Source organism: Candidatus Pseudomonas auctus (genome assembly GCF_048654275.1).
GTDB classification, from domain to species: Bacteria; Pseudomonadota; Gammaproteobacteria; order Pseudomonadales; family Pseudomonadaceae; genus Aquipseudomonas; species Aquipseudomonas pharyngis.
Window position 1 is genome coordinate 216998 of sequence record NZ_JBJYZK010000005.1, and the last position, 12414, is coordinate 229411.

Sequence of the window (12414 nt, forward strand, 5' to 3'; positions counted from 1 at the left end):
CTAGGGCGCTCTGTAGATAGCTTTCGCGAGCAAGCCCGCTCCCACATTTGGAATGCGTTCCCCCTGTGGGAGCGGGCTTGCTCGCGAATGGGGACAACTCGGTCTTACAGACTGATCGGCGTGGCTTCGAATTTCACCCGCGGATGCGCAATCCGGTCCTGCGCCCGCACAAGTTGCAGCTCGTAACTGGCGCAGGCCTGGGTTTCCAGCAGCACTTCATGCACCGCTGCTGCGGTGAATTCAAAAGCCGCCACCAGGCTGTCACCGAGCAGCACTCTCGCCAGGAACAGACCGGACGTCAGATCGCCCACCCCCACCGGCTGACGCGGAAACGCCAGCAGCGGACGCCGCAAATGCCAGCTGCCCTCGGCCGTCACCAGCAACATTTCAAAGCCATCCGCCGGTTTGCCCGGATAATCCAGATGCTTGACCAGCACCGCTTTCGGCCCAGGCGCCAGAAGCGCCCGTGCCATCGCCAGGCAATCGAACAGCGACTGCGGCTTGCGCCCGGAGAAGCTGTCCAGCTCCAACTGGTTCGGGCACATGAAATCCGCAACGGCAGCGGCCTCCTCCAGCAGGAAGTCACTGACTTCAGCAGGAACGCTGCAGCCCTTTTCCGGATGCCCCATCACCGGGTCGCACAGATAAAGGGCTTTCGGGTTGGCCGCCTTGATCCGCTCGATGCCACTGAGAATCGCCCGCCCCTGCGCCGCACTGCCGAGATAACCTGACAGCACCGCATCACAATTGCCCAGCTCACCGATCGCGGCGATGCCCTCGACCAGTTCGGGGATCCGGTGCGGTGCCAGCACTTCACCGGCCCACTGGCCGTACTGGGTGTGGTTGGAGAACTGCACCGTATTGAGCGGCCAGACATTCACCCCGACCCGCTGCATCGGAAAAACCGCAGCGCTGTTGCCGGCGTGGCCGAACACCACATGGGACTGGATAGCGAGCAGATGAGGCGTACGTTTCATTCGGGTTTTTCCGTAAAACGATTGAAATTCAAGCCGCGCAGTATGCGACGAAACGCAGCCTGTACGACAGACCGGCGACGCAGTTAAGCTGACGCCATCATTTGGAGTTTCGTATTGATGCTCACCCTGGAAAACATTTTCGTGCTGATGCTGTTCGCCGCCGCCGGTGCGTGGCTCTGGCACAACCACGGCTTGCGCGAGCGGGCGCTGGAGCGGGTTAAACAGCATTGCGTGAATGTCGGCGTCGAGCTGCTCGACGGTAACGTGGCGCTGAAGAAGATCGGCCTGATCAAGGACGCCAGCGGTCGGCGACGTCTGGCCCGGGTCTACAATTTCGAATTTACCGTGACCGGCGAAACCCGACATAACGGCACGATCACCCAGTTCGGTGCGCACAGCGCGCAGATTGAACTGGCGCCCTACCCGGCACCGTTCGATGACACACCACCCGTGGTGGAGGTGACAAAACCGCGTGGTGAAGTGATCGAGCTGAGCCAGTGGCGTCAGGAGCACACCAAGTGGAAGCCTTGAATCAGCTCGCCTGAAGCCGACACCGGGCCAGCCCGGCCTGTAATTCACCGACCGCTTGCGGCTCGTCGAAAATCAGCTCGATCCGGCAATCCTTGCGCCATTCACTGGGCAGCCAGCTGAGCTCGGCATTGTCCAGCGCATTGGCTGACTGCCAGCCGACCGGGCTGTGAATCACCAGTTTGGCCCGGCGCCAGTTCAGGCTTTTCAGCCATTGGGTTATCCCCGACACATCGAACATCTGGCTCGGATGCCAGCGCCAACCGATGCTCCAGCCACCCTCCTGCGCCTGACTCAGGCAGATCGGCAACGCCGGATCGCTCCAGATGGCCGGGATTTGTGCCAGCCCCTGAGGCACGACCAACTTATCCACACCTGCCTGCGCCTGTACGGCCAGCCCCGGCAGCTCGCTGAGCGACAACATCGCCTGTTGCGTCCAGATCAGTCTGACAGGCGGCAACTGTCGGGTGATTCGCTTACGTGTGGGCTCGTCGAGGTTTTCTGCCTTGTTCAATAGCAGCAGACCCGCACTGGACAAAGTTTCCTGCTGCGCGTCCGGCAGCGGTTTGCCCGCGGCAAGGGCCTGGGCGTCCAGCACCAGCAAGCAAGGTTGTACGGCGAGTACGCCTTGCCACGGCGCCTCGTTCAGTTGCTTCAGCAACTGCGCCGGATGTCCGAGCCCCGAGGGCTCGATGAACAAGCGATCCGGCCGTGCCTTGCGCAACAATCGCCCCAGACCGATCTGGAACGGCGCACCGTTCACACAACACAAACAGCCCCCGGCCACTTCGCCCAGTGCGATACCATCGGCGTCGCGGGTCAGCAGCGCAGCGTCGAGCCCGATCTGGCCGAACTCGTTGATCAGCACCGCCCAGCGCTCACCCGCCGGTCGCTGGGCCATGAGCTGGCGGATCAGGCTGGTCTTGCCCGCGCCCAAGGGGCCGGCGATGACGTGGGTGGGAATGTTCTGCAACATGATCAAGGTTTTCTGGAGGTCAAAGATGCGGTGGATGGGATGGTCGTTGCTGCTGACGCTGGTGTCGAGCGAGGCTTTGGCACAGGCCTGCGTGGTGCACAGCCAGGCGGAGCGGCTCGACGTGAAAGTCTGCCAGCAGAACCGCAACATCCCGGAAAAACTGTTCAACGACGGCTTCTGCCAGCCGACTCTGGCCGGGCAAAAAGTCGAGGTTCAATACGTCGACCAGTGCCCCGCTGGCGCGTTCGGCGTGTGCAGCAACGCGCAAGTCGCCAATATGCCTTATCGCCAGGACATCCACTATTACGGCATAGCCACCGATGCGGCGTATTTGCAGCCCTATTGCGAGGGCCAGAGCCAGGGGAAGTGGCTCAAGCCCTGAGGCGCTATCCGAGCCAGTCGAGGGTCAGCATCAGTCGCCGCTCTCCCGGCGTCGGTTGTGGCGAGCGATGGATCAGGCCGAAACCTTCGTTGCCGTGCCATTTTTCGCCCTTGAGCAATGCCACTTCGCCCCGATTCAATTGCTGAGTCCGTGACGTCTCCTGGGGCTCGGCTTGCGGTTGTCCCAGTTGCCGACGGTCCATCTGCCCTTCCCTTAACCATTCACTGCCGACACCGGCGTACGTGGTGATCAACCGCACCGGCACATGATCGACGTGAAAACGCGGACACATGGCCTTGTCCAATACCCGCAAGCGCAAGCCGATTCGCCGCGCGCCCAGCAGGCACGCGAAGGCACTGACCAGCCATTTCAGATCAGTGATGAACCCTTCATAGCCCTCCAGGTCGCGAAAACCGCCGGCCAGTCCCGTGAGATCCGGTTCTGCGTCTTCGTCCGGCAATTCCAGGCACAGTGCCTCGGCGTAGGGTTCGTTCAGAGACAGCAACAAGTCCGCAAACTCGGCAATGTGCAGCGGAAGCTGGCGTTGCCAGACCGCGAGGTTGGTCTCATCGTCAAGAATGTCCGCCAGCGCCTGCGGGGTCTGGCCGAACGATTGATGACGTGTACTGCCTGGCAGCGGTTTCAGGGCGAGCATCAGGCCACCTCTTCGTGCCAGGAGCCAAACGGATCGCGCAGTTGTAGCCAGCCTTGGGTACCGAGCGCCATTTCATCATCGGTCAGCAGGCAATCATCCAGTTCCGACGACAGCTGTGCGAAATCGATGTTCTGCCCGATAAACACCAGCTCCTGACGACAGTCGCCTACGCTGGCGATCCAGTTTTCCATGATCGCGGCGGTACTTTCCTGATCCTGCGGCCACTGTTCTTTTGGCACGAAGCGCCACCAGCGCCCGGCGAAACCGTGGCGCATCAGGCCACCTGCCTGAGACCAGCTACCGGCGTCGGTGGGTTTGCTGGCCAGCCAGAAGAAGCCTTTGGAGCGCAGCAGTTTGCCGTTAACCCAAGGACGATCAATGAAGTCGAAGAAGCGTTGCGGATGAAAGGGCCGACGCGCCCGATAGGCCGTGGATGCGATGCCGTACTCCTCGGTTTCCGGCACATGTTCGCCACGCAATTCCTGCAACCAGCCCGGGGCCTGGGCGGCTTTTTCGAAGTCGAAACGACCGGTATTGAGAATTTTCTCCAGCGGTACCTCACCCATGACCATCGGAATGATCTCGGCCTGAGCGTTGAGGCGTCTGAGAATGGCCATCAGCTCTTCCCGCTCGCGACTGCTGATCAGGTCGATCTTGCTGATCAGCAGGACGTCGGCGAATTCGATCTGTTCGATCAACAGGTCGGTGATCGAGCGCTCATCTTCTTCACCGAGGAATTCGCCACGGGAGGCGAGATTTTCGGCGGCCTGGTAGTCCGGCAGGAAGTTCATGCCGTCGACTACAGTGACCATGGTGTCGAGGCGTGCGATGTCGGCGAGGCTTTGCCCCTGCTCATCACGGAAGGTGAATGTCTCGGCCACGGGTAACGGCTCGGAGATTCCGGTGGACTCGATCAGCAAATAGTCGAAGCGGCCTTCGCGGGCCAACTGACTGACCTCTTCCAGAAGGTCCTCACGTAACGTACAGCAGATACAGCCATTGCTCATTTCGACGAGCTTCTCTTCAGCACGGTTCAGGCTGACATCACGCTGGACTTCGCTGCCATCGATGTTGATCTCGCTCATATCGTTGACGATAACGGCGACGCGCAAATCATCTCTGTTACGTAGTACGTAATTCAAAAGTGTACTTTTTCCGGCGCCGAGAAAGCCGGACAAAACGGTCACGGGAAGTCGGGAAGACATTGGATAAACCTCATCAGACGGTCGCTAAACAGCGCTGGAGGCTCTCCGGGCGAGCGTTCTTGGGCTTCGATGGGGTCACCAAGGAAACGTACGCTTGAAATGGAAGCCACGGAAAGCCTTGCCCGATGAATGTTATAGTATAACAACAAAATCAATCCACTCTCTTCTTGCCCAAAGTGACAAAGGGCCGGAAGCTGTAATCAGGTCGTCGCCGAGTTACGTCATGAAAACCGCGTTGAAATACTCGTTTATCTGGCTGGCATTGCTGACGCTGAATGCCGAAGCACAAGTGCCGGGGCTCGCCAATTGCACGCGCAGCGCAAACCTTTTGGCGTGCATCGATGGCAACGGCAACGCCTACAGCGTCAACACCGTCGGCAGCACGATTTACCTGCGCGGATTTGAAAAAGCGGGAAACCGCTACTGGGCACAAACCAACAGCCGCTACGGGCAACTGACGTTCTTCACCGGCATCGCTTCCGATGGGGAAGCCTGGGTGGGCTACAACCGGCGCGTGGGCTGGACGACAATCAATCGGTTCTCCAGCTCCGGCGGCAGCAGCGCAAAGTTCACCTGCAGCCGGATCACCGGCTGTTAAACCCGCGATCCTTTCTGCTCTTGCTGCCAGGCCATGTAGCTGTCGACAGGTGGATTCTTCTGGAAATAGCGCTGCAAGCCCTCAAACAAACCGTCTGCTACGGCCTGCTGGTGACGCGCGGTCACCAGACGCTGACTGTCCCGCGCGTTAGAAATGAACCCGGTTTCCACCAGGATTGACGGCACATCCGGCGATTTCAGAACGGCAAATCCAGCCTGTTCCACGCGCTTTTGGTGCAGCGTAGTGATGCCAGCCAGACTGCCCAGCACTGTGCTTCCGAGTTGCAGACTGGCAGCGATGGTTGCGTTCATCGACATGTCGAGGATCACGCCAGCGAGCATCGGATCCTTGTCCTTGAGATTGAGCAGGCTGGTGGCGCCAAGCAGATCCACACCGTTCTCACGCTGCGCCATGAACCGCGCGGTGGCGGACGTAGCGCCACCTTCGGACAAGCAGTACACCGACGCCCCGGAAGCCGTCAGACGCGGCGCAGCATCGGCGTGCACCGAGATGAACATGTCGGCTTTGTGCTGACGCGCGATCTCCACACGCTTGCGTAACGGGACGAAGAAATCGTCGTTGCGAACCAGCTTCACATCAAAGCCTTTCTCTCGCCTAAGCCGACGTGCAAGCAATTGCGCGATGGACAGCACCACATCCTTTTCGCGCTCGCCTTTGGCGCCAATGGCACCCGGGTCTTTTCCGCCGTGCCCTGGGTCAACCACCACCATGATGTCGCGCTTGGGGTGAGATTTTTCCTGAGGTGTTTCACGTGGAACGCTCGCAGGCAACCCCGGTGATGCACTCATCAAGTCCAAAACCAGACGGTGCCCTTGCCCATCTTGAGGCGCCAGCAAGAATGAATTGAGCTGAACCGGACTGCTTAAATCCAGCACGATCCGGGTGTTCCCTTGGCCAAAATGGCCGGAGCGAATCGAATGAATAGGGGTGCCGGATAAGGCCAACTGGCTGAAATCTCCATTCAGGCTGGCACCGCTCAAATCGATGATCAACCGTTCCGGTGCACTCAAGGTAAACGTCTTGTAGCTCACGGGACCACTCAGATCGAACACCAGCCGAAGCTTGTCATCCGAACGCCAAAGCCGCGCATTGCGTATCTGCGTGGCGGACACCGAAAAAGGCAAAACAAAGGCCGCGCTGGCCAGCATCAGGTTGAGCAAATGGCGTCTGTGCATATGAAAGCCTGTTCATGAAAAAGGCATCGTGGTTTGAATTGTTATAATGTAACATTAAATTAAATCACCATGATGGAACTGCTCATGAACGCGCTGACTTTGCCGGATGTCGCGGCTCAAGCCGCCCGCCAGGCCCTGCCTCTCGAATGGGTGGGGATGTGCGGCATCGCATTACCTGTGTTTATCGAAGGCCAACGTCTGGCTGCCAAAGCGGATGCAGGCGTCAGTCTGGATGATGGAGACGCACGAGGCATTCACATGTCGCGGCTCTATCTGGGGCTGGAAGCGCTGGAGCAGCAGAACCTGTCTCCCGCGCTTCTGCGAAAAGTTCTGCAGCGTTTTCTCGACAGCCACGAAGATCTTTCCGAAGCCGCCTATCTCAATATCCACACAGATTTATTGCTGAGAAGGTCGGCATTGGTCAGTCCTTTGGCAGGATGGAAAACCTACCCCGTCACTGTTTCAGCCCACCTGAAAAGCAAAATGTTCCACGTGGAACTGAAAATGGAGGTGGCGTACTCGTCGACTTGCCCGTGTTCTGCAGCATTGGCGAGGCAACTGATCCAGCAACAGTTCATCGACGACTTTGCCAACAAACCGCTGCAGCACGCCGACGTGTTGGCGTGGTTGGGTTCGACCCAAGGCATCGTGGCCACACCTCACAGCCAACGCAGTACCGCCCAGTTGCATCTGCATCTGGACGAATTCGTCGACGAACTACCGCTGACGTCCATCATCAACGACGCCGAAGCAGCCCTCGGCACCGCCGTGCAAACCGCTGTGAAACGCGCCGACGAACAAGCCTTCGCCCTCGCCAACGGCCAGAACCTGATGTTCTGCGAAGACGCTGCTCGACGCCTGAATCTGGCCCTGCGTCGTTCACCCGGTATCAGCGAGTTTCACGTCCGAGTCATCCACGCCGAAAGCCTTCATGCCCACGATGCGGTCGCCGAAAGTCACTGGCGCCGGGAGCAGCCATGATTCGTTGCCAGAACCTGAGCTGGGGAACACCCGGCCAACCGCTCACTGCGCCTCTGAACCTTCGGCTGGAAAGCGGCAGTCTGACGGCAATCATCGGCGTCAACGGCAGCGGCAAAAGCAGCCTGCTCAAAGTCATCGCCGGATTACAGCGACCGCTGGCCGGCAAAGTCGAACTGGGTGTTCCACGCCAAAGCGGTTTGTCCTTCCTGCCTCAGCAACAGCATCTGGATCGACAGTTCCCGATCAGTCTTCAAGAGTTGGTGGCCGCCGGTTTCTGGGGACGCCGACTGTCGTCGCAACTCAGGGCCCAACGTCTCGATTCCGCACTGGAAGACTGGCACCTGGGCGGACTGGAACACCGTCCCCTGATGGCCCTCTCCGGCGGAGAACTGCAACGCGCCCTGCTCGCCCGATTGAGTCTGGTCGACACTCCGTTGCTGCTGCTCGACGAACCCCATGCCGCGCTCGACGAACTGGGGCAGAAACTGTTGTGGCAACACCTGCACGCCTGGCATGAGCAGGGACGAACCCTGGTCGTGGTTTGCCATGACCTTGCCGCCGTGCGCCAACACATTCCACAGACCTTGCTGATCAAACAGAGCGGCTGCGCATTCGGCAGCAGCACCGACCTCATCCAGCAAACGCCTCACACGCAGGTGGCCTGATGCTCACGCTGAGCCATTTATGGCAACCGTTCCACGAGTTCGTCTTCATGCGCCGGGCCCTGCTCGGCGGTCTGGTCCTGGCGTGCAGCACGGCGCCACTGGGCGTGTTTCTGATCCTGCGCCGGATGAGCCTGATTGGCGACGCCGTTGCCCACGGCATCCTCCCTGGCGCCGCGTTGGGGTTCTGGTTCGCCGGGCTGAGTCTGCCGGCGCTGACCCTCGGCGGACTCGGTGCCGGCCTGAGCATGGCCGGACTCGCTGCGTGGATCACCCGCCGCACCGGCCTGCGCGAAGACGCCAGCCTCGCGGCCATCTATCCCATCTCGCTGGCCAGCGGCGTGCTGATTCTCGGCATCGCTGGCAAGCGACTCGATTTGCTGCACCTGCTGTTCGGCTCCGCTTTGGCGGTCGATGGGCCGACCCTCAACGGCATGCTGTGGGTGTCGGCACTCAGCCTGATGGCCATGGCGCTGATCTACAAACCCTTGCTGCTCGACACCCTCGATCCGTTTTTCCTGCGCACGGTCAGCCGACTCGGCCCCGTCGCCCATGGCGTGTTCCTGACGCTGGTGGTGCTCAATCTGGTGATCGGTTTCCAGGCGATCGGCGCCTTGATGGTAGTCGGCCTGATGATGCTGCCCGCCGCCGCTTCACGCTTCTGGAGCCGACGCCTGCCGGTCCTGATTGCCATCGCCGCGCTCATCGGTTGCGCATCGGTATGGCTCGGCCTGTTGCTGTCGTTCTACTACTCGCTGCCCAGCGGACCGGCCATCGTGTTGGTCGCCGGTGGTGGTTACCTGTTGTCCGTGGTGTTCGGACCGGTGCACGGTCTGTTGCGCCGCCCGCCTTTGCTCACATCCCAATGAGGTGTTTCCCGATGCGCGCTCTACTCGTGCTGTTCAGCCTGATGCTGTCGATGTCGTTATCGGCGGCGGAAAAACTTCCAGTGGTCACCAGTTTCAGCATCCTTGCCGACATGGTGCATCAGGTCGGCGGCGAGCATATCCAGATCACCAACATGGTCGGCCCTGACGCCGATGCCCACACTTACGAACCCACTCCGGATGACGCCAAGGCCCTGCTCAAGGCGAAACTGATCGTCAAGAACGGGCTGGGCTTCGAGCCGTGGCTGGATCGGCTGGTCGCCAGCACCGACACCAGAGCTCCGGTAATCAGCGCCAGTCGTGGCGTGATTCCGCGCTCGCTGGATGAAGACGGCGAAACCGTTCCCGACCCTCACGCCTGGCACAACCTGGCGAACGCCGAGCTGTACGTCGCCAACATCACCAAGGCGCTGATCGCTGCTGACCCGACAAACAAGGCCGACTACGAGCGCAACAGCCAGGCCTACCTGAAACAGATCTACGCCCTCCTCGCCCAGGCGAAAACCAAGCTCGGTTCATTGCCGCCGGGTAACCGCAAGATCGTCACCAGCCACGATGCCTTCGGTTATCTCGGTCAGGCCTACGGCATCGACTTCATGGCGCCACAAGGTCTGTCCACCGAACGCGAACCCTCCGCCGCCGAAGTCGCCGCGCTGATCACCCAGATTCGCCAGGCCAAGGTCAAAGCGGTGTTCATGGAAAACATCAAGGACGCACGCCTGCTCAAACAGATCGCCGACGAAAGCGGCGCACACATCGGCGGCACGCTGTACTCCGACGCCCTCGCCGCCAGCGGTCCGGCCAGCACCTTCACAGGGCTGTTCGAATACAACCTCAACACTCTTTACCAAGCCCTGAGCCAACCATGATCCGTAAAAATCCTTCCGGTGATTTGCCGCAGATTGCCGAGTCCGCCTACGTCGATAAAACCGCGATCATCTGCGGCAAAGTCGTCATCGGTGAAAACGTATTCGTGGGCCCGTACGCGGTGATCCGCGCCGATGAAGTGGACGCCACGGGCGAGATGGAACCGATCACCATCGGCGCCAATTCGAACATCCAGGACGGCGTGGTGATCCACTCCAAATCCGGCGCGGCGGTGACCATCGGCGAATTCAGCTCCATCGCCCACCGCTCGATCGTGCATGGCCCGTGCACGGTAGGCGACCGGGTGTTCATCGGCTTCAACAGCGTGCTGTTCAACTGCGTCGTGGGCAACGGTTGCGTAGTGCGGCACAACTCGGTGGTCGACGGCCGGGATCTGCCGGACGCGTTCTACGTGCCCTCCACCACGCGCATCGGCCCGGGCACCGACCTCTCGCAATTCCCGCCGGTGAGCGTCAGCGCTTCGGAGTTTTCCGAAGACGTGGCGCGCACCAACGTCGACCTGGTGCGCGGCTACAAAGCCTTGCAGAACGAGTTCTGAATCATGAGCAGTGTGTTGATTCGCAATGCGCGGCTGGTGAACGAGGGGCGTGAGTTCGACGCCGATCTGTTGGTCAGCCACGGGCGCATCGTCAAGATCGCCGGCAGCATCGAAGGGGAAAACGCAACCCGGGAAATCGACGCCAACGGTCAATGGCTGCTGCCGGGAATGATTGACGACCAGGTGCATTTCCGTGAGCCGGGTGCGCCGGCCAAGGGCAGCATCCACACCGAGTCCCGTGCAGCCGTGGCCGGCGGCATCACCAGTTTCATGGACATGCCCAACACCAACCCAGCCACCCTGACCCTTGAAGCGCTGGCCGACAAAAAGCGCCGGGCAGCAATCAACTCGGTGGCCAACTACGGTTTTCACTTTGGAGTCAGTCACGACAATCTGGGTACGGTTGCAGCGCTGAATCCGAGCGAGGTGGCCGGTGTGAAAGTGTTCATGGGCGCGTCCACCGGCAACATGCTGGTGGACGACCCGCACACCCTCGAGCGCCTGTTCGCTGAAGTGCCGACGATTCTGCTGGCCCACTGCGAACACACCCCGAGCATCGAGGCGAATGCCGCGAACCTGCGCGAACGCTTCGGCAACCAACTGCCGCCCGATGCCCACGCGCAGATCCGCAATGCCGACAGCTGCTTTCGTTCATCGTCTCTGGCGGTGGATCTGGCCAAACGTCATGGCACTCGCCTGCACGTCCTGCACCTGACAACGGCCCGCGAGCTGGCGTTGTTCGAAGACAAACCGCTGTCGCAAAAACGCGTCACCGCCGAAGTCTGCCTGCATCACTTGCTGTTCGATGACCGTGACTATCCGAACCTTGGCAACCTGATCAAATGCAATCCAGCGATCAAGTCCCAAGCCGATCGTGATGCCTTGCGTCAGGCACTGCTGAGCAATCGACTGGACGTGATCGGCAGCGATCACGCACCGCACACCTGGGCGGAAAAGCAGCAAGCGTATGAACAGGCGCCGTCTGGACTGCCACTGGTGCAACACGCGCTGCCGGCGCTTCTGGAACTGGTGGCGGATGGCGTATTGCCGATCACCACGCTGGTGGCGAAGACCAGCCACCGGGTGGCTGATCTGTTTGCCATTCCCGATCGCGGTTATTTACGTGAAGGGTATTGGGCGGATCTGGTGTTGGTTCAACCGGAGCCTGGGGGTGTCGCGGTGTCCCGCCAACCGGTTCTGTCGCAATGCGGCTGGACGCCGTTCGCTCAGCGCAGCTTTCGGCATCGGGTCAGCACGACGATGGTGTCGGGGCAGATCGCGTGGCATGACCATCGGATCCATGACAACTGTCAGGGATTGCCGCTGCGGTTCATGCGCTGAAAAAAAACCGCCTCCACTCGATGTGGAGGCGGTTTGATTTACGCTCTCGGTTTGACGGTACCGCAATCCTGCCCCAGCCAGACCGCCCGGGTTTCCAGACTGCCCTTCTGGTTGATCCCGATAGCGTTGAAAGTGCCGTTGGCGACGGTGGTGAACTCACGATCACTGAGGAATGTCGCGACGCCGGTGCCCTGGGCTTTCGGGCAACTGAAGCGGAATTTCCACTGGTTGCCGACGCGCTCGGTGATCTGCTGTTTGCAACCCGACTGCGGGTCCGCCAGCGGGATATCGTTGGTTGCTACCTGCTGTGGCGTCAGGCAGGCGCGGATACCCTTGCCACCGATGTTGATCCCCTGCTTCTCCAGTTGCGCCCGCTGCTGCGGGGTGATCTGGCCCTGAATCTGACCGAGGATCGATTGCACATCCAACACCTGATCATCGACCTTCACATTGCTTGACGTCATTTCCCACAACCCCGGCTGCAGCATTTGCGCCTGAGCAACCACCGGCAAGGCCAAACCCAGGCCCAGCGCCAAACCCAGCAGACGAACGTTCATTGAAAAACTCCTGATCAGTAGTGGCCGTTAGACGCCGGCCGCC

At 60.4% G+C, this 12414-nt stretch carries 15 protein-coding genes; 9 read left to right on the top strand and 6 right to left on the bottom strand.

Going from position 1 to position 12414, the window contains the following annotated elements; translation table 11 throughout:
• Positions 1–104: 104 nt before the first annotated feature.
• Entirely contained in the window at positions 105–977 is an 873-nt protein-coding gene (pdxY, locus tag ACKUG4_RS12365; RefSeq protein WP_445434093.1) for a pyridoxal kinase PdxY, read from the bottom strand.
• Between the two features lie 117 nt (positions 978–1094).
• Between pdxY and ACKUG4_RS12370 the strand changes: the two genes are divergently transcribed.
• A complete protein-coding gene (locus tag ACKUG4_RS12370; protein WP_039765057.1) occupies positions 1095–1508 on the top strand; it encodes a DUF3301 domain-containing protein in 414 nt (137 codons plus the stop codon).
• A gap of 1 nt (position 1509) precedes the next feature.
• Here the strand turns inward: ACKUG4_RS12370 and ACKUG4_RS12375 are convergent, their stop codons facing one another.
• On the bottom strand, positions 1510–2481 hold the full coding sequence (locus tag ACKUG4_RS12375; protein ID WP_445434094.1) for a CobW family GTP-binding protein: 972 nt from the start codon (positions 2479–2481) through the stop codon (positions 1510–1512).
• 25 nt (positions 2482–2506) lie between these two features.
• Between ACKUG4_RS12375 and ACKUG4_RS12380 the strand changes: the two genes are divergently transcribed.
• Positions 2507–2863: an NADH:ubiquinone oxidoreductase gene (locus ACKUG4_RS12380; RefSeq protein ID WP_445434095.1), complete on the top strand. Its 357-nt coding sequence runs from the start codon at positions 2507–2509 to the stop codon at positions 2861–2863.
• 4 nt (positions 2864–2867) lie between these two features.
• Here the strand turns inward: ACKUG4_RS12380 and ACKUG4_RS12385 are convergent, their stop codons facing one another.
• On the bottom strand, positions 2868–3518 hold the full coding sequence (locus tag ACKUG4_RS12385) for a DUF1826 domain-containing protein (protein WP_445434096.1): 651 nt from the start codon (positions 3516–3518) through the stop codon (positions 2868–2870).
• The gene (zigA, locus tag ACKUG4_RS12390; protein WP_085647119.1) at positions 3518–4723 is read right to left on the bottom strand and encodes a zinc metallochaperone GTPase ZigA; all 1206 of its coding nucleotides are present in this window, start codon (positions 4721–4723) and stop codon (positions 3518–3520) included. Before zigA ends, ACKUG4_RS12385 begins: the two co-directional genes overlap by 1 nt.
• A gap of 223 nt (positions 4724–4946) precedes the next feature.
• On the opposite strand from zigA, the gene ACKUG4_RS12395 reads away from it, so the two are divergent.
• Positions 4947–5321, top strand: a complete 375-nt coding sequence (locus ACKUG4_RS12395; RefSeq protein ID WP_064600551.1) for a hypothetical protein — start codon at positions 4947–4949, stop codon at positions 5319–5321.
• Here ACKUG4_RS12395 and ACKUG4_RS12400 read toward each other — a convergent pair.
• Positions 5318–6517 carry an N-acetylmuramoyl-L-alanine amidase gene (locus ACKUG4_RS12400; protein WP_445434097.1) on the bottom strand — a complete coding sequence of 400 codons (1200 nt, stop codon included), beginning with the start codon at positions 6515–6517 and terminating at the stop codon, positions 5318–5320. The genes ACKUG4_RS12395 and ACKUG4_RS12400 overlap by 4 nt on opposite strands.
• 84 nt (positions 6518–6601) lie before the next feature.
• On the opposite strand from ACKUG4_RS12400, the gene folE2 reads away from it, so the two are divergent.
• Genes folE2 through ACKUG4_RS12430 form a run of 6 tightly spaced genes read left to right on the top strand, consistent with a single transcriptional unit; the run spans position 6602 to position 11814 of the window.
• Entirely contained in the window at positions 6602–7498 is an 897-nt protein-coding gene (folE2, locus tag ACKUG4_RS12405; protein WP_445434098.1) for a GTP cyclohydrolase FolE2, read from the top strand.
• On the top strand, positions 7495–8163 hold the full coding sequence (locus tag ACKUG4_RS12410) for a metal ABC transporter ATP-binding protein (protein ID WP_445434099.1): 669 nt from the start codon (positions 7495–7497) through the stop codon (positions 8161–8163). The genes folE2 and ACKUG4_RS12410 overlap by 4 nt, the downstream gene beginning before the upstream one ends.
• On the top strand, positions 8163–9029 hold the full coding sequence (locus ACKUG4_RS12415) for a metal ABC transporter permease (protein WP_085612445.1): 867 nt from the start codon (positions 8163–8165) through the stop codon (positions 9027–9029). Before ACKUG4_RS12410 ends, ACKUG4_RS12415 begins: the two co-directional genes overlap by 1 nt.
• 11 nt (positions 9030–9040) lie before the next feature.
• Positions 9041–9916 carry a metal ABC transporter substrate-binding protein gene (locus tag ACKUG4_RS12420; RefSeq protein WP_445434100.1) on the top strand — a complete coding sequence of 292 codons (876 nt, stop codon included), beginning with the start codon at positions 9041–9043 and terminating at the stop codon, positions 9914–9916.
• Positions 9913–10473 carry a gamma carbonic anhydrase family protein gene (locus ACKUG4_RS12425; RefSeq protein ID WP_011336655.1) on the top strand — a complete coding sequence of 187 codons (561 nt, stop codon included), beginning with the start codon at positions 9913–9915 and terminating at the stop codon, positions 10471–10473. Before ACKUG4_RS12420 ends, ACKUG4_RS12425 begins: the two co-directional genes overlap by 4 nt.
• Positions 10474–10476: 3 nt before the next feature.
• Positions 10477–11814: a dihydroorotase gene (locus tag ACKUG4_RS12430; RefSeq protein ID WP_445434101.1), complete on the top strand. Its 1338-nt coding sequence runs from the start codon at positions 10477–10479 to the stop codon at positions 11812–11814.
• A 38-nt stretch (positions 11815–11852) separates the two neighbouring features.
• On the opposite strand, the gene ACKUG4_RS12435 is transcribed toward ACKUG4_RS12430, so the two are convergent.
• Complete coding sequence (locus ACKUG4_RS12435; protein WP_445434102.1) at positions 11853–12371, bottom strand: DUF3617 domain-containing protein; 519 nt, start codon at positions 12369–12371, stop codon at positions 11853–11855.
• Positions 12372–12414: the final 43 nt, after the last annotated feature.

Bases quoted from the DNA above. Each gene is read 5' to 3' on its own strand.
- pdxY (WP_445434093.1), bottom strand. From the start codon at position 977: ATGAAACGTACGCCTCATCTGCTCGCTATCCAGTCCCATGTGGTGTTC.
- ACKUG4_RS12370 (WP_039765057.1), top strand. From the start codon at position 1,095: ATGCTCACCCTGGAAAACATTTTCGTGCTGATGCTGTTCGCCGCCGCC.
- ACKUG4_RS12375 (WP_445434094.1), bottom strand. From the start codon at position 2,481: ATGTTGCAGAACATTCCCACCCACGTCATCGCCGGCCCCTTGGGCGCG.
- ACKUG4_RS12380 (WP_445434095.1), top strand. From the start codon at position 2,507: ATGCGGTGGATGGGATGGTCGTTGCTGCTGACGCTGGTGTCGAGCGAG.
- ACKUG4_RS12385 (WP_445434096.1), bottom strand. From the start codon at position 3,518: ATGCTCGCCCTGAAACCGCTGCCAGGCAGTACACGTCATCAATCGTTC.
- zigA (WP_085647119.1), bottom strand. From the start codon at position 4,723: ATGTCTTCCCGACTTCCCGTGACCGTTTTGTCCGGCTTTCTCGGCGCC.
- ACKUG4_RS12395 (WP_064600551.1), top strand. From the start codon at position 4,947: ATGAAAACCGCGTTGAAATACTCGTTTATCTGGCTGGCATTGCTGACG.
- ACKUG4_RS12400 (WP_445434097.1), bottom strand. From the start codon at position 6,517: ATGCACAGACGCCATTTGCTCAACCTGATGCTGGCCAGCGCGGCCTTT.
- folE2 (WP_445434098.1), top strand. From the start codon at position 6,602: ATGAACGCGCTGACTTTGCCGGATGTCGCGGCTCAAGCCGCCCGCCAG.
- ACKUG4_RS12410 (WP_445434099.1), top strand. From the start codon at position 7,495: ATGATTCGTTGCCAGAACCTGAGCTGGGGAACACCCGGCCAACCGCTC.
- ACKUG4_RS12415 (WP_085612445.1), top strand. From the start codon at position 8,163: ATGCTCACGCTGAGCCATTTATGGCAACCGTTCCACGAGTTCGTCTTC.
- ACKUG4_RS12420 (WP_445434100.1), top strand. From the start codon at position 9,041: ATGCGCGCTCTACTCGTGCTGTTCAGCCTGATGCTGTCGATGTCGTTA.
- ACKUG4_RS12425 (WP_011336655.1), top strand. From the start codon at position 9,913: ATGATCCGTAAAAATCCTTCCGGTGATTTGCCGCAGATTGCCGAGTCC.
- ACKUG4_RS12430 (WP_445434101.1), top strand. From the start codon at position 10,477: ATGAGCAGTGTGTTGATTCGCAATGCGCGGCTGGTGAACGAGGGGCGT.
- ACKUG4_RS12435 (WP_445434102.1), bottom strand. From the start codon at position 12,371: ATGAACGTTCGTCTGCTGGGTTTGGCGCTGGGCCTGGGTTTGGCCTTG.